The following is a 19,321-nucleotide window of genomic DNA, read 5'->3' as shown; positions in this document are numbered from 1 at the left end:
ATCCCCCGCCGGCAGCCCCGCCCGATGCACCGGTGGGGGCGCGCGATGGCCTGGACGACCAGTTGGCTGGGGGACGGCCGCAGCCTGTCCCGCCGGGTCCTGGAGATCCGCGACGGTTACCTCCAGCTCACCCCGTGGTTCGACTGCGCGGTACGGGACCGGGCGATCCAGCTCGGGCGCCGGGCCGGCATGGACGGACCCGACCTGATGGCGACCGTGGAGGCGGCGGTCGTCGTGGTGGCCCTCGACGCCAAGACCGCCGGTGACGATCCGGTCGACACCGGCCGCGTCGAGGCCGGAGGAACAGACCTCACCAGCGAGGTGGTCTGGCTGGGCCGGGTGTCTCAGGCCCTGGCACGGTCCCCGGTCGTGGCGGGCGTCCGCGCCGAACGCGCCCACGCCCGCGCCGCCTCCACCGGCTCTCCGGCCCCGTCGACGACGTCAGCACGAGATTGGACAGAAACGTGACCGAACAGGCCACCGCCGGCGTCACCCGCACCCCGACCCGGGTCGCCCACGTCATCACCGAGGTGTTCCAGCCTGCCGTGTGGGCGGCTGTCATGCCGGTCGTCGTCGCGGTGATCGCCGCCCGCACCGTCGTCGCCGGCATCGGTTGGGGTGCGTTCGCGGCGCTGTTCACCGCCGTGGTGCCGTTCGGGGCGATCCTCTACGCCAAGCACACCGGCCGGGTCACCGACCATCACATCAGCCGCCGGGAGCAGCGCAGAGGCGTGCTGCTGGTCGGCATCGCGTCGGTCACCGCCGGGCTGGTCGTGTTCGTGATCCTGGGTGCGCCCCGGGCGTTGATCGCCATGATCGCCGTCATGCTGGCCGTGCTGGCCGGCACCACCGCCGTCAACCAGGTGTGGAAGATGAGCGCCCACACGGGCGTCTCCGCCGGTGCGCTCACCGTCCTGGTCCTGCTGGTCGGGCCGGCGTTGGCCGTCGGGGTGCCGGTCGTGGCCCTGATCGGCTGGTCCCGGGTGCATCTCGGTGCGCACACCGTCGCCCAGGTGGTCGCCGGTGCGGCCACCGGCGCGGTTCTCGCGACGGGGGTCTACGCGGCTGTCGTCTGAGCGGCACGTCAACCGGTGGTGCTGTCCGGGGTGTAGGAGTGTCCCGTGCCCCGACGGGGGTGGGTGCGGGACACTCCCACAGCCCGGACAGCCAGCCACCCGGCCCGGCATGGGGCCCTGCGGCAGCCGATCCGTCAGTCGCGCGGGAAGTAGCGGTCGAGCAGCTCGGTGCGGAACACCCCGGCCGGGTCCAGCTCGGTGAGCAGCGTGGCGAAATCGGCGTACCGGGGGTAGGTGGCGGCGACCACGGCCGGGTCGAGGGTGAAGACCTTGCCCCAGTGCGGGCGGGGCGCGAACGGGGCCAGCCGGGCCTCGATCTCGGCCAGCACCGGCAGCACCGCCGCCGGGTCGTCGACCCAGGTGAAGTGCACGGCCAGCGTGTCGCGCCCCTGGTTGGGGCTGAGCCACAGCTCGTCTGCGGCGACGGTACGCAGCTCGCAGATCTGCAACACGGGGGCGATCCGGTCCCGCATCCCGTCCAACGCGGCAAGCGCCTCGGCCCCCGCCGAGCGGGGCAGGTGGTATTCGGACTGGAGCTCGTCGCCGCTGCTCGGCATGAAACCCAGCCGGAAGTGGGGCAGCCGCTCGTGCCACGGGCCGGGCTCGCCGAACTGCGGGGTGCAGCTGACCGGATCCATGCCGGGCACCGGGTGCGCCGGCCGGTCGGCCGCTGTGGTGCCGAGCCAGTCCGGCTCCGGCGGCGGGGCGTCGGCGAGCTGCTTGCGCCAGACCTGGTCGATGTCCGTCGAGCGCCAGGAGGTGAACCCACTGACGCTGTACGCCGAGGCGAACGCCGCGTCCAGCGCCCCGACCGGCAGGCCCGCGTGGACGTACTGGCGGACGGTGAAGGTGGGCAGCACGTCCAGGGTGACCCGGGTGACGACGCCCAGCGCGCCGAGCGAGACCACCATGCCGGCGAACCGGTCGCCGGCGGAGCGGTCGACGGTGAGCACGTCCCCGTCTGCGGTGACCAGTTCCAGCCCGGCCACGGCGGCGGCCAGGTTGCGGTTGCCGTCGCCGGAGCCGTGGGTGCCGGTGGCGATCGCACCCGCCACCGAGATGTGCGGCAGCGAGGCGAGGTTGGCCAGGGCCAGCCCCCGCTCGTGCAGCCGGGTCGCCACGTCCCCGTAGCGCAGCCCGGCGGCGACGGTGACCGTGCCGCGCTCCCTGTCGATCTCGACGGTGGGCGGCAGCCCGGCCAGCGAGACCAGGTCACCTGTGGTGTCGCCGATCCGGTTGAAGGAGTGACCGCTGCCGACCGCCCGGAGCCGGTCGCTGCCGGCGACCAGTCGACGCAGCTCGTCCAGCGAGGTCGGCTCGTGGAAGGCACGGGCGGCGTAGTGGACGTTGCCGGCCCAGTTGCGCCGCGCCACCCCGCTCACGACGAACCGCCCACGAGCCGGGTGACGTCTCGGCACCCGGCGACCCGCCGCCGCGCCGGGTCGTCCGGGTCGAGCGCCGCCAGGGCGCGTCCCACCAGTCTGTCGATCACGTCGGAACTGTACCCGCGCCGACCGACGGTGAAGCCTGGAGCGGACCGCCCGCCGACGGACGGACCGTCCCGACCAGGGTCGGCACGGTTGTCGGTGGCGCCCACGGGGAATCAGGACCCGATGAGCAGCTACCGCGACCCCATCCTGCACGGTGACGTCTACCCGTCGGAGGAGGAGATCGACCCGACCGGGGTCGGCCTGGATCCGGCGAGCGCCCCGCCGGCGGCGTACCCGGACCGGACCGCGCCGGAGCCCGCGCCGGCACCCCGGGTGGCGGAGTCCGGGGCGCACTCGATCGTCACCCACCACCTGGACGGGTCGACGCAGGTGGTGACCGACCTGGACGGGGACGGGATCGCCGACGTGGTCCAGTTCGACCTGGACGGCGACGGCGTGCCGGACATCACCTACCTGGACAGCGACCGGGACGGCCGGCTGGACACGGTGCTGCGCGAGCCCGGCGGGATGACCCGCCCCCGCTGACCGCGCCGGCGGGCCGACCTCCCGGCCGCGCCCGAGCACGTGCCCACCCCCGGCCGGGCGCGCCCCGGCCGGGGTCACAGCTGCGGCATCACCTCGGCGGCGACCAGCTCCACCTGGTCCAGGTCGGCCAGGTCGAGCACCTGGAGGTAGATCCGCTCGCTGCCGGCCTCGGCGTACCGGCCGATCTTGTCGACCACCTCGGCGGGGGTGCCGGCGAGGCCGTTCTCCCGCAGCTCGGCCGGTTCCCGACCGAGCACCGCGGCCCGGCGGGCCACCTCGGCGTCGTCCCGGCCGCAGCAGAGCACCAGCGCGTTGGACCAGCGCAGGGTGCCCGGGTCGCGGCCCACCTCGGCGCAGGCCGCGCGGACCCGGCCGAACTGGGCCACCGTCTCGTCGAGCGAGACGAAGGGCAGGTTGAACTCGTCGGCGTACCGGGCGGCCAGGCGTGGGGTGCGCCGGGGTCCCTTGCCGCCGAGCAGGATCGGCGGGCGGGGCTGCTGCACCGGCTTGGGCAGCGCCGGGGAGTTGCCGACCGGGTAGTACTTCCCGGCGAAGTCGAACGTCCCGCCGGCCGGGGTCGCCCACAGTCCAGTGATGACGGCGAGCTGCTCCTCCAACCGGTCGAAGCGCTCCCCCAGCGACGGGAACGGGATGCCGTAGGCGGTGTGCTCGTCGGCGTACCAGCCGGCACCGATGCCCAGCTCGACCCGGCCGCCGCTCATCTGGTCGACCTGGGCGACGGTGATCGCGAGCGGGCCGGGCAGCCGGAAGGTTGCCGCCGTCACCAGCGTGCCGAGCCGGATCCGGGAGGTGTCCCGGGCCAGCCCGGCCAGGGTGGTCCAGGCGTCGGTGGGGCCGGGTTCACCGCTCGACGATCCCATCGCCAGGTAGTGGTCGGACCGGAAGAACGCCCCGTAGCCGGCATCCTCGGCGGCGCGGGCCACGGTGAGCAGCTGGTCGTAGGTGGCACCCTGCTGGGGCTCGGTGAAGATCCGCAGTTCCATTCCCCGAGCATAGGGAGCCGGTCGGCCACCCGCTCGGACCTGGGCCCGGCCGGACCCGGGCCGGCGGGTCACCCGAACGGCCTGGTCGCGTACGCGGCGCGCAGGGCGGCCAGCCCCGCCGGCTTCGGCGACAGGGTGCCCCAACCGGAGTTGAAGTAGTTCGCCCGGACGATCCGGGGCCCCCGTTCCGCGTTGAGCTGGGCCAGGGCCGGGGGCACGGTGGCGATCCAGGCCGCCTGGTCGGGGAAGGCGGCGACCTGCACCCCCCACTCCGCGACGAGCACCGGTCGGGACAGCGCCACCGGCCCGAGGTCGGCCACCGCCCAGTCCTTCGTCCGGCGGAACCGGCCCAGCGCGGTGTGGCCGGGGTCGGTCGCGTAGACGTTCCACTGGAGGAAATCCAGCCGGGACATCAGCGCCTCCGGGTGGGTACGCCGGTAGCAGGCCCGGTCGAAACCGCCCGCACCGACCGAGAAGGTGGTGCCGGCCGGCAGGCCACGGGACCGGAACCAGTTCACCACGTAGGTCAGGGCCTGCACCGCGCGGGCGTCCGACCCGGCCCAGGGGTACGACACCCCGGACTCGGTGGTGCCGAACTCGTGATCGGTGTCGAGTTCGGAGGCGAGCTGGATGTTCACCCCGAAGCCCATCGTCCGGTACTGCGACAGGGCACGGGCGAGCAGCCCGTCGCACTGGCCGGCGAGCACCTGGCCGTACCCGTACGCCCGGGGCCAGGTGGTGCCGGGACGTTGCTGGATGGTCATCGACGGCGCGGGCACTGACCAGGTCACCCCGTCGACGGTGAACGTCTGCGCACCGGGGTTGGTGGTGCCGTAGTGCTTCAGCTCCAGCACCATGTTCAGCGCGATCCCGGCCCGCCCGAGCTTGAGCAGCCAGGCCTTGTCGTAGCCGGGAAAGACGTAACCGTCGGCGAGGCTGCGGTACTGGGTCAGCGAGCGGAAGTTCCCGCCCACCAGGTCCGCCGTCGGGTCGGCGTTGCCGGCGAGGTAGTAGCCACCCCGTACCGGCGGGGCGACGGTGTGGTCCACGACCGTGGTGGGAGTGGCCATCCCGGCCCCTCCTCTCCTGCTCGCCCGGCCGGACGCACGACGGTCACGACGTACTCCGGCCGGAGGTGGTGACGTCGTCGTCGGGTCGAGGCGATGGCGGCCGACGCGGACGCGATTGTCGTCCGACCGGCCGGAAGGGTGCGCCTCACTCGTCGGCCACACCCCCCATCCACCTGCATAAACAATGCTCCCTGCCACCTCTCGGCGTCCTGTCGGCTATCTGCCGGTGCGGGCTGCAACCGCCCTGGTCGGGGCCGGTGCGAGCCGGGTTGACCCGATCAGCGAGACTCGGTCGGGACCGCCCCGGGGCTGCTCCCGGGGACCCCTCGGACGGTGGGAGCCCATGGCACACCCCTACCTGCTCTGGCTGGTCGGCGCGGTGTTGCTGGTGGGTGCGGGTATCGCCACCACCCTGCTGCCCCGGCGACGGGTCCGGGCCGAGCAGCGACGTACCGCCTGGTCGGCTGCCCGGGCGGCGATCGACAGCGCGGCCGTCAGCCGGGACGCGGCCCCGGTTCCGGTACCCGAGGCGGAGCGGTTGTTCGCCCGCGCCGAGTCGCTCGCGGGCGGGCGCGGCGGGACGGACGCGGCCCGGGCGGCGGCGGAGCACGCCCGGCGGGCCGATCGGCTGTGGCGGGGGCACCGGTGATCGCCCGTGGGTACCGTCGCTGGTCGGAGCCGTTGCGCTGGACGCTGCTCGGGGTCGCCGTGCTCGTCCTGGTGGTGTTCCTGCTCGCCCAGCGGCAGAGCGTCGACGTCAGCTACGGACGATCGCCGTCGTCGTCGGCGGGGGTCGACGCGGACACCGCCGGCAGCGTCGACCGGGCCACCGTGCCGTCGGTGGACGAGATGACCGCGCTGGTCGCCGCCGCACCGGTGGTACGCCTGCCGGGCTCGGTGGCGTACTGGAACGAGCAGCGGGTCCGGGAGGTGGCCGGCGACACCCGGATCCTGGTCGCCCCGCCCGGACTGGACTCCGACGAACGCGCCCGGGTCCGGGACGTGGAGAACGCGACGATCCGGGTGATCGGCACCGAGGTCTCCGGCGGCCTCTACCAGGCCAGCGCCGACACGCTGCCCGGCTGGCGGGCCCAGTTCGCCACCGGGGACGTGACCGACCTGCTGCTCACCCTGATCACCGGGCTGCGCAAGGAGCCCGCCCCGGCCGACCGGGACGAGTTGCGCTGGCGCGAGCCGAGCGGGCCGGAGCTGACCGCCGTGCTGACCGACCTGCGGGCGACCGGGCGGCACGTGGCCCCCGGCGCGACCCTGACCGACGTACCCGAGACGGCCGCGCGCAACGCCTTCCCGGACGGCGCGTGGTACGTCGCGCTGCCCCCGCAGCGGTTCGGCGACCCGCTGCCCCGGTACGGACCGACCCTGCACGCGCGTTTCCCCGACCAGCCGGTCGTGGTGATGTACGGCCTGTGGATCGAATACCACGGCCCGGGCGCGGCGGATTTCGCCGAGCTGGCCGGGGCGAGCTTCTACGGCCAGTTCGCCGGCGTGCTCAGCCGCGCCGACTACCCGCAGCGCAATGTGCTGGGCGTCTACCTCAACCGGGTCACCGACATCCGGTACGCCGGGCTGTTCGAGCGGCCTCTGCCGTACCGGCCGGTCGATCCGCTGCGGGTGGCGCTGCCGGCGCTGCCGTGGCTCTTCGCGGGCTGCGTGGCGGCGTTCCTGATCCTGTCGGCCCGGTCGCTGCGCCGCCCCGACCGGGGGCCGGGCCGTCGGCGGGACGCCGCCCCGGTCCGGCTGGCCGGGTTGACCGCGCTGGCCGTCGAGGTGTCCCTGCTGACCGACGCCCGCAGCAACCCGGCGCTGACCCGGGGCATCGTCAAGCTCCGGGCGGCCCGGTCGGCCTGGGAGGAGAAGCTGCCCGCCCGGCACGTGCGCACGCTGCTCGACGAGGCGACGGCCGAGCTGGACGACACCGCGCGCCAGGTGGGCATCGCCAGTTACCGCCCGGACAACTACCTGCGGGGCAGACTGTCATGACCCCTTCCGGATCCCGGCGCTCCCGGCGGCAGCGCGTCACCGGCCTGCTCGGCACCCCCTTCGGCCTCGCCGTGCTGGCCTGCCTGGTGCTGGCCGGCTGGGCGGCGTGGAGCGGTGGGGCACTGGACGGCCCGATCGCCAGGCAGGTGCGCACCTCGTCGTTCTACGCCGACCCGGGGCTCGACGTGGACCGGGCGGCGGCGGAACGGATCATCGGCAACCGCCGGCTGGTGGTGGTGCTGCGCTCCCCCGACGCCGACCTGCGAGGCACCTGCACGCAGGTGAGACAGGCCGCCGACGGGACGGTCGTGCTGGTGCTCAGCCGGGACGGGGACGACTACGACACCTACGGCTGCGCCCTGGTGCCCGGATACGACAAGAAGAACCTGGGCAAGGCCGCCGCCGCCGAGATGGTCATCGGTCGGGGCATCGACACCTTCGCCGACCGTCCACTGGAGGCCGTGAAGGTCATCGCCGTCAACTACGACCGGCTGGTCAGGGCGGGCACCGTACCCGACGGCGCCCGGACGATCAGCCCGTCGCTGCCCCGCTTCCTGCTCGCCGTCGCCGCCGTGGCGGGCGTCGTCGCCGCCGCGACGGCGCTCTACCTCGGCGGCCGGCGGGCGGGCCGGCTCGCGGCGGCCCGGCGGGTCCGCCGCGACGAGCTGACCGACAGCCGCAGCGCGCTCGGCGCCGCCACCGCCGGCCTGGCCCAGCAGATCATCGACCTCGACCCGATGTACGCCCTGCTGAGTGGCCGTCGGGGCGGCGACAGCGGCTTCGGCCGGCGCTACCGGCAGTTGACCTCGGACCATGCGGCGCTGCTCGACCGGTTGGCGGTGCTGGACGACACCGACGGGGCGGCGGTGCGGGCGCTGACCGGGCGGGTCGAGTCGCTGAGCCGGCGGGCGCAGGCGCTCGCCGACGGCCGACCGGACCCGGACTCCTCGTAACCGCCGGACGACGGCGAACCGGGCGGTCGCCATGTTCTCCCAGCGTCGTCAGGTGTCCGAAGCACGACTGGCGGAGGACGGCTATGGCGTCGGTGGCGAACCGCTTCGTAGTGTGTTCGGGTTCGTCCGTTGGCCACCCGGGAGGATGAAGACCGCTGAGCTGCGCCCGATCCGATCTCCCTCTGGCCAAGGCGGTCGCGGTCCGCGCCGGTGACCTGCCATGAGCCTCGTCCGCCAACTCGCCGCGCTGCCGGCGGATCGCGTCGTCCAACTCGCAGGGGTGCCCGCCGACACGATCGCGGCGACCGCCACCGGCGATCCGGCCGGCCCGGCTGCCGTCGTACTGTGCCCTGGTCGGGCCCGTACGCCCGGTTCCTTCGTCCACGCCGTCCTGGGCGAACTGGAGCGGGTGGCGGTCGCGCTGCTGCCCGGGTGGCTTCCCGAGGCTGCGGAGATCCCCCGCGCCGACCCGTTCGGCCTGGCCGCCGTCCGGGCCGCCGCGGTCGGCCGGGCGCAGGGTTCGGCGCACTTCGCCCCGTTCCTGGCACACCTCGCCACCGTGGCACTGTCCGGCCGGCGGCCGCCGGTCGACCCGTTCGCCCTGGAGATCCGCTGCCCCGGGCTGACCCGGGTGGTGGCGGAGGGATTCGGTCGTCCCCGGGCGAACCTGTTGATCGAGGTGCCCGCCGGCCTCGACGCGGACGGGGAACGGGCCGTCGTGGCGGGCGCGGAATGGCTGTGCCACCACGGTCGGGTCGGGGTGTGGCTGGTCGGCACGGTGTTGCGGCACGAGGACCGGGTGCTCTGCGTCCGGCTCACCCCGGCGGCGGACGCCCCACCGGCACCGACACCGACACCGGGCACGCCACCGCAGGTGGTGGGGCGACCGCACCCCGGCAGTGCGACAGAGGCGGCGCTGGAGGCCGCCCTGGCCGCCGAGAGCTGGGCGGCGGGCCGGGTCTGGAACCAGTACCACCAGTCACATCCCCTCGCGCCCCCGGTCTGCCTCGACCTGCTCTGGCCCGACGTACGGTGTGTCGTCGAGATCGACGGGCCGGAGCACTGCCGGCCGGCGCGGTTCGAGGCGGACCGGCAGCGCGACGTGCAGTTGCAGCTGGACGGGTACGCCGTCCTGCGCTTCACCAATGCCCGAATCAACCACGACGTCGGCGCGGTGGTGCACCAGATCGGCACCCTGATCCGTGCCCGGCGACGTGCCATGGCGGAAGGAACACTCCATGCCCGGCGATGACCTCACCCCCTCCGAGGCCGCGATCCTGATCGTGTTGATGGCAGAGGCGCGGGAGGTGCCCAACACCGACCTGAAGAAGCGGTACGGCGTCGACGTCCGCAAGTCGTACCGGGACAAGCTCAACCGGCTCGGCTACCTGGACAGCCGCCGGGAGGGCAACACCTTCCTGCACCAGCTCGGCGACAAGGGCTGGATCCGGGTGCAGGCGGATCTGAACTTCCAGTCGTCGGTCGGCCGGATCCTCGGCGGGGCGCTGACGGCGTTGCAGGTGAACCTGCGCGACCGGGTCATGGGGCGCAGCGACTACCAGTCGTTCGGTGAGATGTTCGCGCTGACCGACGTGCGGGCCGCCGCACCCCGGTCGGACCGGCGTGGCGTCCTGCGTACCCGGATCCGGCAGGCGTACGCCGCGTTGGCCGCCGAGCCGGGGGCCTGGGTCAGCCTTACCCGGCTGCGGCCCTTCTTCGGCGACGTCGGCACCGCCGACCTCGACGAGGCGCTCCGGGAACTGGAACGCGAGCCGGACGTGGACATCGTCCCGGAGGAGAACCAGAAGCAGCTGACCCCGCAGGACGTCGCGGCGGCCCTGCGGCTCGGCGGTCAGGACAAGCACCTGCTGGCAATCGGGGTGGGATGACCGAGGCGGAGCACGCTGCCCTGGCGGCGCTCAGGTTCGACTGGGCACCGGTGCCCGACGACGTCTGGCGGCCCTCGCCGTTCCACGTGGAGGGCCTGCACACCACAGTGGTCCGCGACATCCTCCTTGGTGTCGCCGACGCCCGGGACAGCGCCGACAGCAGCCCGATCGGGTTGGTGTTGCAGGGGCAGCGCGGCTCGGGCAAGACCCACCTGCTGGGCTGGGTCCGACAGCAGGTCCAGCGGCAGGGCGGCTACTTCTTCCTGGTGGGCCTGCTCGACGCGCACGGCTTCTGGGACAGTGTGCTCGCCTCGATGCTCGACGGGCTGGCCCGGCCGGCGCCCGGCAGCGAGAGCCAGCTCCGGCTGCTGCTGCGGCGGCTCTCCTCGCTGGTCGGGGCGCCCCGATCGGCCCGGCGGGCGGTGATGGGTGACACCGAGCTGACCCGGGCGGCCCTGGACGCGTTCGTCGAGGGGCTGGTCGGGCACGAGCCGCACGTGGCCCGCGCCTGCCGGGAAACCGCCCGGGCGCTCGCGCTGAGCGCCTCGGAGGACGTCACGCACCGGGACATCGCGGAGAACTACTTCGCCTCCGGCGAGGAGGGGGAACCGGGGGAACGCAGCGCCTGGGGCATGCGGCGGGCACCGCGCAGCGCGCAGCAGATCGTCCAGGAACTCTCCTGGCTGCTGGCGCTCACCGGCCCTGCCGTGGTCGCCGTCGACCAGATCGACACCCTCATCGCGCAGTCCGTGGCCACCGGTGACGTCCTGCACGCCCGGCCGGGAGCACCGGACGACCCGGAGCAGGCCGCCGTGCACGCCCGGATCGCCGACGGCCTGATGTCGCTACGCCAGCTGACCCGCCGCACGCTCACCCTGGTGGCCTGCCTGCCGACCTCGTGGACGATCATCAGGAGCCGGACGGTGGGGACGGTGAGCGACCGGTTCCGCACCCCTCCCCGGCTCACCACCATCCACGACGCCACCCTGGCCCGGGAGATCGTCGAGCGCCGGCTCGCCGCCCGGTTCGCCGACGTCGGCTTCGTACCCCCGCATCCCTCGTGGCCGGTGCAGCCCGACGCCTTCGCGCAGGCCGAGGGGATGACCCCCCGGCAGTTGCTGATCGACATCGACCGGCACATCCGGGCCTGTCTCGCGGCCGGCGAGGTACGGGAGCTGACCCGGCTCGGTGACCCGGCGGAGCCGCAGCCCCCCGGCCCGCGCGCCGCTCCCGGCGCAGATCTGGGGCGCTTCGACACGAGGTTCGCCCAGCTCAAGAGCGAGGTCGACGTCTCCGGCGCACTGCGCCGGGACAGCGAGGACAGCCTGGCCCCCGGGGTGCTCGCCGCGGGTCTCACCGCCTGGGTGATGGAGCGTGGCGAGGACGGCGGAGCGTTCAGCGTGGACCCGCCCCCGAGCGCCCAGCCGCCGCTGCACGCCCGGCTCCGACTCACCCTCGACGAGGCCACCGAGGACCAGGTCCACTGGTGTTTCCGGGCGGTCAGCGAGGAACACCACGCGATCGCCGCCCTCGCCCGGCTCCGCAAGGCCTGCACGGTGGCGGGGCTCGACGCCCGGGTGCCCCGACGCAAGCTCTTCCTGCTCCGCAACGGCGCCTGGTCCGGCGGGGCCAAGACCCGGCAGGCGATCGCCGCCTTCACCCAGGCCGGCGGGACGGTCCTCCCCCTGGGGCACGAGGATCTGCGTATCCTCGGTGCCCTCCGGATCATGCTCGCGGAGTCACCCGGCGACATCAGGGGCTGGCTGACCGTCCGCCGGCCGACCCGGGACATCGCCGTGTTGCGGCAGGCCCTCGCCTCCGTCGCCGACTGGCTCCCCGATGCTCCCGGCGATGCCCAGGCCGGTGCGACGGCACGGCCGGACCGGGCCGGACCGGTCAGTGCAGGACCGGTGGAGGCAGACCCCGAGACGGACCCGGTCGACGTCGGGTCACCCGGCGGACGGCCCGGCGCGGGGCGGGTCGGGCCGCAGCCGGCCGACGGTCGGGAGGCCGGTCCGCAGCTCACCGTGGGGTACGACCACCGCACCGGTGAGCCCGTGCCGCTCTCCCTGGAAGCCCTCCGCAAGCACACCACCATCTTCGCCGGCTCCGGCTCCGGCAAGACCGTGCTGATCCGGCGGATCCTGGAGGAGTGTGCCCTCGCCGGGGTCTCCGCCATCGTCCTCGATCCCAACAACGACCTGGCCCGGCTCGGTGACGAGTGGCCGGAGCCGCCGCCGGACTGGCGGGCCGGGGACGCGGAGAAGGCCCGGGAGTACCTCGCCGGGACCGACATCCGGGTGTGGACGCCGCGCCGGTCGTCGGGACGCCCGCTGAGCTTCCAGCCGCTGCCGGATTTCCGCAGCGTGCTCGACGACCCGGACGAGTTCCACGAGGCCGTGGAGGCCGCTGTCGCGTCGCTCGCGCCCCGCGCCCAGCTCACCGGTCGTACCAGCAAGGTCCACCTCGGTCTCGCCGTGTTGCGCAAGGCCGTCGAGCACTACGGCCGGCGGGGCGGCACCCGGGTGCAGGGGCTGATCGACACCCTCGCCGACCTGCCGGACGGGTTGCTGGACATCGACGGGGCGGACAAGATCGGCGTCGGGCTCGCGCAGTCGTTGGCGGCGGCTATGGTCAACGATCCGCTGTTCGGCGGCGAGGGCAGCCCGGTGGACCCGGGGCTGCTGCTCACCCCCGAGCCGGGCCGGCGGGCCAGGATCTCCGTCATCAGCCTGGTCGGGCTGCCGTCCGACGAGGCCCGGCAGGGCTTCGTCAACCAGTTGCAGATGGCGCTCTTCGCCTGGATCAAGAAGCACCCGGCGAACGACCGGCCGCTGCTCGGGCTGCTCGTGATGGACGAGGCACAGACGTTCGCCCCGTCCGGCGCGATGACCGCCTGCACCCAGAGCACGCTGGCGCTGGCCGCGCAGGCCCGCAAGTACGGCCTGGGCCTGGTCTTCGCCACCCAGTCACCCAAGGGGCTGCACAACCGGATCCCGGGCAACGCGGCGACCCAGCTCTACGGCCGGCTGAACAGCCCGATCCAGATGGAGGCCGCCCGGGAGATGGCGAAGGCCAAGGGCGGCGACGTCGCCGACATCTCCCGGCTCACCACCGGCGAGTTCTACCTCGCCGCCGAGGGTGCCGCACCGGTGAAGATCCGTACCCCGCTGTCGCTCAGCCACCATCCACGCAGCCCGCTCACCGCCGAGGAGGTGCTGGACCGGGCCCGCCGCCGGTGAGCCCGACCGTGGTCCGCACCGGGTGACCGACGATGGTCGGGTCAGTGCGCGGGGGACGACTCCGCCAGGTCGGTGGCGGCCACGCGTGGGGCGGGGCTTCCGGGTTCGGTGGGGCACACCCCGGCGAGGAGGTCGGCGGTGGTGTGTGCCCGGACGTCGGCGTACGTGCCGTCGGTGAACCGCGCCACGACGGCCCGGACGTGCCGCTCGGCGGTGTCGGCGAGCCCGTCGTAGACGGCGGCGAAGGTCTCCCGGGCGGGGCCGCGCAGCCAACCGGTGGGAAGCAGCCGCAGCGGTAGCTGGGGATCGAGGGTGGGGAAGCGCCGGAAGGTGTCCATCACCTCGGTCCGGGCCCGGACCGCCTCCGCGCCGTCGACCTGACCGGCGGTGATCCGGGGCAGGATCGGCCGCCACCGCCGCAGGAAGCTCTCGTACTGTGCGGCGACCGCGGCGACGTCCCAGGCGTCGAGCGGGTCGCGGCCGGCGACCGCGTCGAGGTCGACCCGGCGGCCCCGGAACACGGTGACCGCGCCGAGGTGGAGCTGGGTGAGCTGGGCGCGCGCCTTCGGGGTCAACTCGTGCGGCGAGATCCACAGCCCGTCGTACAGCGGCGCGTAACCCAGCCACCGGAGCCGCCCGCGCAGCGCCCGCCGCTGCGCGCTGCGCTCCTGGGGCAGGGAGAAGGCGACGAGCGTCCAGCACTCGTCCCACGGTTGGGTAGTGGTGGTGGCGGCCATGACCCAGCTGCCGCCGACGGAGAGGCTGACGGCGGCGGACCGGCTGAGCCGGTACGAGCTGCGCCGCCCCTGCCGGCTTCCTTCCAGTACGCCCCGGCGGGCCAGCCGGCTGATCACGGTCCGCGCACCGGCCGGGCTGACGTCGGACTCGGCGAGCAGCGCGACGATGGCGGCGGACGGCAGCCATGCCCGGGTCCGCAGGGTGTAGTCGGCCAGCAGGGTCACCGCGACGCCCTGGGGCGAGTTGCCGGCCTGCCGCCGGGGCAGCCGAACCTGGTGGTCCCCGTCGTCGGGAAAGATCTCCTCGATGTCGAACGGGTGTGGCACAGGGGACGCTCCGGGCTCGGCTCGGTGACGGTGGCATCGACTGTAGACGGCAGCATCGGGCCCGCCTACCGGGGCACGGATCCGGTGTGGGCCGGGACCGAAACCGGCGACCGCATATTGTATCGAGGTCATTCGATTGACACTTGTCTGACCGAGGAGAACACTAAGTGCCATGCAATGCCACCTGGGCCGGAGCAGGGCATACCAGCAGTAGTGGGCCGGCGCGGACGACACGGGCAACCGGGCGCACCCGTGCCGCACGGACGCGCGGCCGATCTCGATCTGTGAGGGAGTCACACCCATGAGAATCAGACGGAAGATGCTGCTCGCCCTGGCGGCGCCACTGGTGGCGACGCTGGCGGCAGCCGCCCTGGTGATACCGACGCTCCAACCGGCGTACGCCGCGTCGTTGGTCGAGGTGACCAGCTTCGGCGACAACCCCGGCCGGATGCGGATGCACATCTACGTGCCGAACACCCGCCCGACCAACCCGGCGATCGTGGTGGCCATGCACGGCTGCGGCGGCACCGGCCCCGGCTTCTACTCCAGCAGCGAGTTCGCCTCGCTGGCCGACCGGTACGGCTACATCGTGATCTACCCGTCCGCCACCCAGCAGGCCGGCTTCGGCAACTGCTTCGACACCTGGTCGGACGCCGCGAAGCGCCGGGGCGGCGGCAGCGACCCGGTGTCGATCGTCTCGATGATCAACTACACCGAGCGGCAGTACGGCGGCGACCCCCGTCGGGTGTACGCCACCGGCAGCTCGTCCGGCGGCATGATGACCAACCACATGCTGGCGCTCTACCCCGACGTGTTCGCCGCCGGGGCCGCGTTCATGGGGGTGCCCTACAACTGCTTCGCCAACGCTGCCGACTACCCGCCCGGTGCCAGCCAGTGCACCGGCGGGAACATGAACCGCACCCCGCAGCAGTGGGGCGACGCGGTCCGCCAGCAGGCGTACCCCGGTTACTCCGGTCCGCGCCCGAAGGTGCAGCTGTGGCACGGCACCGCCGACACCCTGGTGCCGTACTCGCTGCTCCAGGAGACCATCGAGCAGTGGACCAACGTGTTCGGGCTCAGCCAGACCCCCACCTCCACCGACACCCCGCAGACCAACTGGAACCGCCGCCGGTACGCCGACGCCAGCGGTAACGTCCTGGTCGAGGCGTACAGCGTCCAGGGGGCGGGGCACAGCCTCCCCTCCGGCGGGATGGCCGCCGTCGCCCTGCAGTTCTTCGGCCTGACCAACCCGAACCCGACCACGCCGCCGGTGACCACCCCGCCGGTGCCGACCACCCCGCCGGCCACCACTCCGCCCGCTACCACCCCGCCGGCGACCACCCCGCCCGTCCCGACCACTCCCCCGCCGACCACGCCGCCCAGCTCCGGGGCCTGCCGGGTCACCGCGACCGTCAACGCCTGGAACTCCGGCCTGACCGAGAACCTGACCATCACCAACACCGGCGTCAGTGCCGTCAGCGGCTGGTCCCTGGTCTTCACCCTGCCCGGCGGGCAGACCATCACCTCCGGCTGGAACGCCAGCTACTCGCCCTCGTCGGGGCAGGTGACGGCCCGCAACGCCAGCTACAACGCCGCCATCCCGGCAGGCGGGTCGATCGACATCGGGTTCCAGGCCAACCACACAGGCAACACCGCCAAGCCCACCTCGTTCGCCCTCAACGGCGCTGCCTGCACGGTCGCCTGACCGACACGGTCCACCTCCGGAGGTGGACCGCCATCCGGCCCGACCCCGTGGCCGGCCAGCTGAACAAGAGCTCCCCCGCCCGGTGCCGGGCGGGGGAGCTCTCCGAGCGGATCAGCTCAGGCCCGGCTCCCGGATCTGCTGTTCGGCGTAGTGGCGCTGGACGTCGGCGTCACTGAACACGCCCTGGTAGACACCGAGATCGCTGAGCTGCCCGTACAGCCATCCGTCCGGTCCCGCCGAGGCGGTCGACCGACCCACCAGCAGGGAACCGGTCGCCTGGTGGAGCTGCCAGGCGGGATGCAGGCCCACCGCGCCGGCCGACGTCCCGTCGACGTACAGCCGCACCTGCCGGTGGGTGGCATCGAGGACCGCGACGAGCTGGTGCCACTGGTCGACCCCGGTTGCCGGCGCGGTCGCCGTGGTGGTCGCGGAGTCATCGGCTCCGGCGCTCACCCGGAACACCCACCGCCCGCCGTCGGCCGGTTCGTACGCCAGCCGGAACACGCTGCGGTCCCCGTCGTCCTGGGAGAGGACCGACTGAGCACCCCGCGCCGGGTCGAGCCGCACCCAGGTCGAGACCGTGAACGACTGGTCGGTGCGGAGCACCGGCCCGTCCTGCCAGACCGGATTCTGCGGCTCACCGAGGTTGATCTGGGTACGCCCGTACTCCTGGGTCGCCTCACCGAAGTGCGGATCGGACGGGTCGTCGATCCAGTGCCGGTCGTCGAGATCGAGAGCCGGGCCCCGAGCCGAGTCGGTGATGAAACTGCCCTTGGTCAGGGCGAGCTGGCGCCCGAAGGCGCTGCTGTCCGGCACGGAGCAGAGGGTCGGATCGAGGTCCTCCTCGTAGCACGAGGTGCCACCCCCGAAGTACCACCACCCGACCAGCGGTGCCCGCAGCAGACCCGGCTCCGAGAACCCGCCGGAGGCCGGGTCGGCGGCGAACCAGCCGGTGAAGTCCTGCCCCACCAGCGCCCGATCGTACACCCGGGCCTCGGCCAGGTTTCCCTGCCACCAGGCGGTGTCGCCACGGCCCAACCGGAACTCCCCGGCCGGGTCGTTGACGCCTGTCACGTTGCCTGCCACCGATTCGGCCACCCCGTCCACCCGAAGGGTGAGGGTGTGCGCGGCGGCGTCGTGCACCACCGCCAGGTGGGTCCAGAGCCCGATCGCCGGCGTCGACGTCGACCGGGCGACCGCCAGCCTGCCGCGGTTGCCGCTCTTCGACGGCATCCGCACCTGCCACCGGTTGCTCGCCTTGTCGTAGCCGACCGAGAAGGTGGCCCCGTGGGTGCCGGCCTTGCTGGCGAATACCCGGCTGACCGAGGTGTCGGTGAGCCGCACCCAGGTGGCGAGGGAGAACGTCCCGGCGGTGTCCAGAGTCGACGGCGACGCGGACAGGGAGGACGACGCGCCGTCGAAGGCGACCGTCTGAACGCCGAGCAGCCGGGCGTCGTCCTGCCAGCTGATGCTGGTGCCGGTCAGCGGGCTGTCGCCGCCCGACGCAGGCTGCCTGTCGGCGAGCGCCTGCTCCCGGGTCACGCCGGGGAGCGCCTCCAGCCCCCACATCGCCGTCGCCGGGGACGGCCGATCGAGGATGGTGACGCGGGGACCGGCATCCGCCTCGGTCGCCACGCCGAGGGGCAGCAGCGTGGCGGCGACGATCGTGGCCAGGCTCAGGGTGGCCCTGCCGGTCGAACTCCAGGCAGAGCGAAAGACAGCAGTGTCGTCGATCATCGAACCTTCCCCCGTGAAACTCGTCAGCGCGACCGAACAGGAATGACGGCCGCCGATCCGGGGACAGTGTCACAGGATCGCCAGCGGACCGCTGCCCCCTGCCATAGCCAGCCTGGCCGTCCGGCACGGCCGGGAGAAGTGGCACTACCTCAACCCCGTCCCCATCCACGAGTTGCCGCAACGCTGGATCGCCGCGTTCGAGGAACCCCGGCTACGGGTGCTCGACGCGATCCGCCGACAGGCAGAGGAGCCGCAGATGAGCGTCACCAGACCGACCTTCGTGTACGTGACCTACATCCACGCCGCCCCGGAACGGGTCTGGGAGGCGCTCACCGATGCCGACCTGACCCGCACCTACTGGGGCCACCGCAACGTCTCCGACTGGCAACCCGGCTCCCGATGGGAACACCGACGCACCGACGGCTCGGGCATCGCCGACGGCGGCGGCACGGTCCTCGAAGCGACCCCGCCGACCCGCCTGGTCATGACCTTCGGCGACGTCGACGCCGAAGCGGGGCCGGACGCCTCCACTGTCACCTTCCTCATCGAACCGCACCAGGACATCGTCCGGCTGACCGTCACGCACGTGAACCTGCCGTCCGACGAGGATCTCGAAGCCGTCTCCGCCGGCTGGCCCGCGGTCATGGCCAACCTGAAGTCACTGCTCGAAACCGGACACGCGCTGCCGCAGGCACCCTGGGAGATGCACGCCGAACTGCGGGCCGCCGGGCAGCACAGCCACGACGGTACGACGCACCCCGACGCCGGCCCTGCCGGCCGCAACGGGTGAATCCCCGAACGACCCTGCTGCGCTCATGGAGGCCATCGATCGCTGCATGTGCCACTCGGACACGCCCCGAAAGGTGGCCGCCAGCGCAAGACCGAGGAGGCTCATGGCCAGACTCGTCATGACAGAGGCCACGAAGCGCCATGCCTCCACCTTGCACACCCCTGCCATCGGTGGCCAGATGCCGACCGTAGACGCGATCAGCAGGCAGACTGCCGGACGAAGGTCTCACGCTCCCCGGTATCCGGGTCATCGGCCCACTGCCACAGGCTCACCTCGCCCCGCCAACTGCGCTGAGTGTTCAATTCCAGGGTCGATCTGACATCCGTCATCCTCAGGACCAGCCGCCCATCCGCTGCCAGGTCACCCGGTCGCAGCTGACCACTCCCGGAGACCGTGTCCGATCCGTCCATGTTGGCACCGAAGATGGCCCCAGACACCGTGAAGGCGCGCTCTGCCGTGATCTGGATGACCCCACCCTGGCGGGACTGAAAGACCCCACACAAGGCGTCGATGCGAACCGGCCACAGTGCGCGCCAGGCAAAGCCGCCCACGAGCAGCGTCACCAGGATGCCGGCGACCACAAGCACGGTCCTCCCCCTGCTCGTACCGGCCTCCTCCTGATGCCCGCCGTCGACTCGGCCAGCACCCGTGCCCGCTTTCATCCCGGCAGCGTAGGCCACACTGCCGCACCTGAGGCTCCCCGGATCCGCGAGCACGCGCGACGAACAGCGTGCCCGACCGACATCAGCCCACCCACCGGCGCTCCGGCTACCGCTGGCTCCAGCACCCCGTTGCGCATTGGACCTTGCCCAGG

At 73.2% G+C, this 19,321-nt stretch carries 17 protein-coding genes; 11 read left to right on the top strand and 6 right to left on the bottom strand.

Going from position 1 to position 19,321, the window contains the following annotated elements; genetic code table 11:
* The first annotated feature begins 24 nt into the window (after positions 1-24).
* Both OHQ87_RS00755 and OHQ87_RS00750 read left to right on the top strand, forming a co-directional pair.
* A complete protein-coding gene (locus OHQ87_RS00755; RefSeq protein WP_328343983.1) occupies positions 25-468 on the top strand; it encodes a DUF6545 domain-containing protein in 444 nt (147 codons plus the stop codon).
* Entirely contained in the window at positions 465-1,076 is a 612-nt protein-coding gene (locus OHQ87_RS00750) for a phosphatase PAP2 family protein (RefSeq protein ID WP_328343981.1), read from the top strand. Before OHQ87_RS00755 ends, OHQ87_RS00750 begins: the two co-directional genes overlap by 4 nt.
* Before the next feature lie 134 nt (positions 1,077-1,210).
* On the opposite strand, the gene OHQ87_RS00745 is transcribed toward OHQ87_RS00750, so the two are convergent.
* Positions 1,211-2,449 (bottom strand): FAD-binding protein, encoded by a 1,239-nt coding sequence (locus OHQ87_RS00745; RefSeq protein WP_328348695.1) that lies wholly within the window; start codon positions 2,447-2,449, stop codon positions 1,211-1,213.
* A gap of 240 nt (positions 2,450-2,689) precedes the next feature.
* On the opposite strand from OHQ87_RS00745, the gene OHQ87_RS00740 reads away from it, so the two are divergent.
* On the top strand, positions 2,690-3,052 hold the full coding sequence (locus OHQ87_RS00740) for a hypothetical protein (RefSeq protein ID WP_328343979.1): 363 nt from the start codon (positions 2,690-2,692) through the stop codon (positions 3,050-3,052).
* A gap of 74 nt (positions 3,053-3,126) precedes the next feature.
* On the opposite strand, the gene OHQ87_RS00735 is transcribed toward OHQ87_RS00740, so the two are convergent.
* Entirely contained in the window at positions 3,127-4,056 is a 930-nt protein-coding gene (locus OHQ87_RS00735; protein WP_328343978.1) for an LLM class F420-dependent oxidoreductase, read from the bottom strand.
* 68 nt (positions 4,057-4,124) lie between these two features.
* Positions 4,125-5,126 carry a hypothetical protein gene (locus tag OHQ87_RS00730; RefSeq protein ID WP_328343976.1) on the bottom strand — a complete coding sequence of 334 codons (1,002 nt, stop codon included), beginning with the start codon at positions 5,124-5,126 and terminating at the stop codon, positions 4,125-4,127.
* A 343-nt stretch (positions 5,127-5,469) separates the two neighbouring features.
* Here OHQ87_RS00730 and OHQ87_RS00725 point away from each other — a divergent pair, with 343 nt between their 5' ends.
* The 6 genes from OHQ87_RS00725 (at position 5,470) to OHQ87_RS00700 (ending at position 13,211) form a co-directional block, all read left to right on the top strand.
* Positions 5,470-5,775, top strand: a complete 306-nt coding sequence (locus OHQ87_RS00725; RefSeq protein WP_328343975.1) for a DUF6403 family protein — start codon at positions 5,470-5,472, stop codon at positions 5,773-5,775.
* On the top strand, positions 5,772-7,127 hold the full coding sequence (locus OHQ87_RS00720; RefSeq protein ID WP_328343973.1) for a hypothetical protein: 1,356 nt from the start codon (positions 5,772-5,774) through the stop codon (positions 7,125-7,127). The genes OHQ87_RS00725 and OHQ87_RS00720 overlap by 4 nt, the downstream gene beginning before the upstream one ends.
* Positions 7,124-8,080, top strand: coding sequence for a hypothetical protein (locus tag OHQ87_RS00715; protein ID WP_328343971.1), 957 nt, complete (start codon positions 7,124-7,126; stop codon positions 8,078-8,080). The genes OHQ87_RS00720 and OHQ87_RS00715 overlap by 4 nt, the downstream gene beginning before the upstream one ends.
* A gap of 220 nt (positions 8,081-8,300) precedes the next feature.
* Positions 8,301-9,332, top strand: coding sequence for an endonuclease domain-containing protein (locus OHQ87_RS00710; RefSeq protein ID WP_328343969.1), 1,032 nt, complete (start codon positions 8,301-8,303; stop codon positions 9,330-9,332).
* Positions 9,319-9,969: a hypothetical protein gene (locus OHQ87_RS00705; RefSeq protein ID WP_328343968.1), complete on the top strand. Its 651-nt coding sequence runs from the start codon at positions 9,319-9,321 to the stop codon at positions 9,967-9,969. The genes OHQ87_RS00710 and OHQ87_RS00705 overlap by 14 nt, the downstream gene beginning before the upstream one ends.
* Entirely contained in the window at positions 9,966-13,211 is a 3,246-nt protein-coding gene (locus tag OHQ87_RS00700; protein ID WP_328343967.1) for an ATP-binding protein, read from the top strand. The genes OHQ87_RS00705 and OHQ87_RS00700 overlap by 4 nt, the downstream gene beginning before the upstream one ends.
* Before the next feature lie 41 nt (positions 13,212-13,252).
* On the opposite strand, the gene OHQ87_RS00695 is transcribed toward OHQ87_RS00700, so the two are convergent.
* Positions 13,253-14,275, bottom strand: coding sequence for a PaaX family transcriptional regulator (locus OHQ87_RS00695; RefSeq protein WP_328343965.1), 1,023 nt, complete (start codon positions 14,273-14,275; stop codon positions 13,253-13,255).
* Positions 14,276-14,576: 301 nt separating this feature from the next.
* Here OHQ87_RS00695 and OHQ87_RS00690 point away from each other — a divergent pair, with 301 nt between their 5' ends.
* On the top strand, positions 14,577-15,980 hold the full coding sequence (locus tag OHQ87_RS00690; RefSeq protein WP_328343963.1) for an extracellular catalytic domain type 1 short-chain-length polyhydroxyalkanoate depolymerase: 1,404 nt from the start codon (positions 14,577-14,579) through the stop codon (positions 15,978-15,980).
* Between the two features lie 111 nt (positions 15,981-16,091).
* On the opposite strand, the gene OHQ87_RS00685 is transcribed toward OHQ87_RS00690, so the two are convergent.
* The gene (locus OHQ87_RS00685; RefSeq protein WP_328343961.1) at positions 16,092-17,717 is read right to left on the bottom strand and encodes a LamG domain-containing protein; all 1,626 of its coding nucleotides are present in this window, start codon (positions 17,715-17,717) and stop codon (positions 16,092-16,094) included.
* Positions 17,718-17,973: 256 nt separating this feature from the next.
* Between OHQ87_RS00685 and OHQ87_RS00680 the strand changes: the two genes are divergently transcribed.
* The gene (locus tag OHQ87_RS00680) at positions 17,974-18,507 is read left to right on the top strand and encodes an SRPBCC family protein (protein ID WP_328343959.1); all 534 of its coding nucleotides are present in this window, start codon (positions 17,974-17,976) and stop codon (positions 18,505-18,507) included.
* Between the two features lie 197 nt (positions 18,508-18,704).
* Here the strand turns inward: OHQ87_RS00680 and OHQ87_RS00675 are convergent, their stop codons facing one another.
* Positions 18,705-19,094: a hypothetical protein gene (locus tag OHQ87_RS00675; protein ID WP_328343957.1), complete on the bottom strand. Its 390-nt coding sequence runs from the start codon at positions 19,092-19,094 to the stop codon at positions 18,705-18,707.
* Between the last annotated feature and the right edge of the window lie 227 nt (positions 19,095-19,321).

Origin of the sequence: Micromonospora sp. NBC_00421, assembly GCF_036017915.1 — a bacterium.
Lineage (GTDB): Bacteria > Actinomycetota > Actinomycetes > Mycobacteriales > Micromonosporaceae > Micromonospora.
The sequence above is the reverse complement of the archived record's forward strand: the minus strand, read 5'-3'. Positions and strand labels throughout refer to the sequence as shown.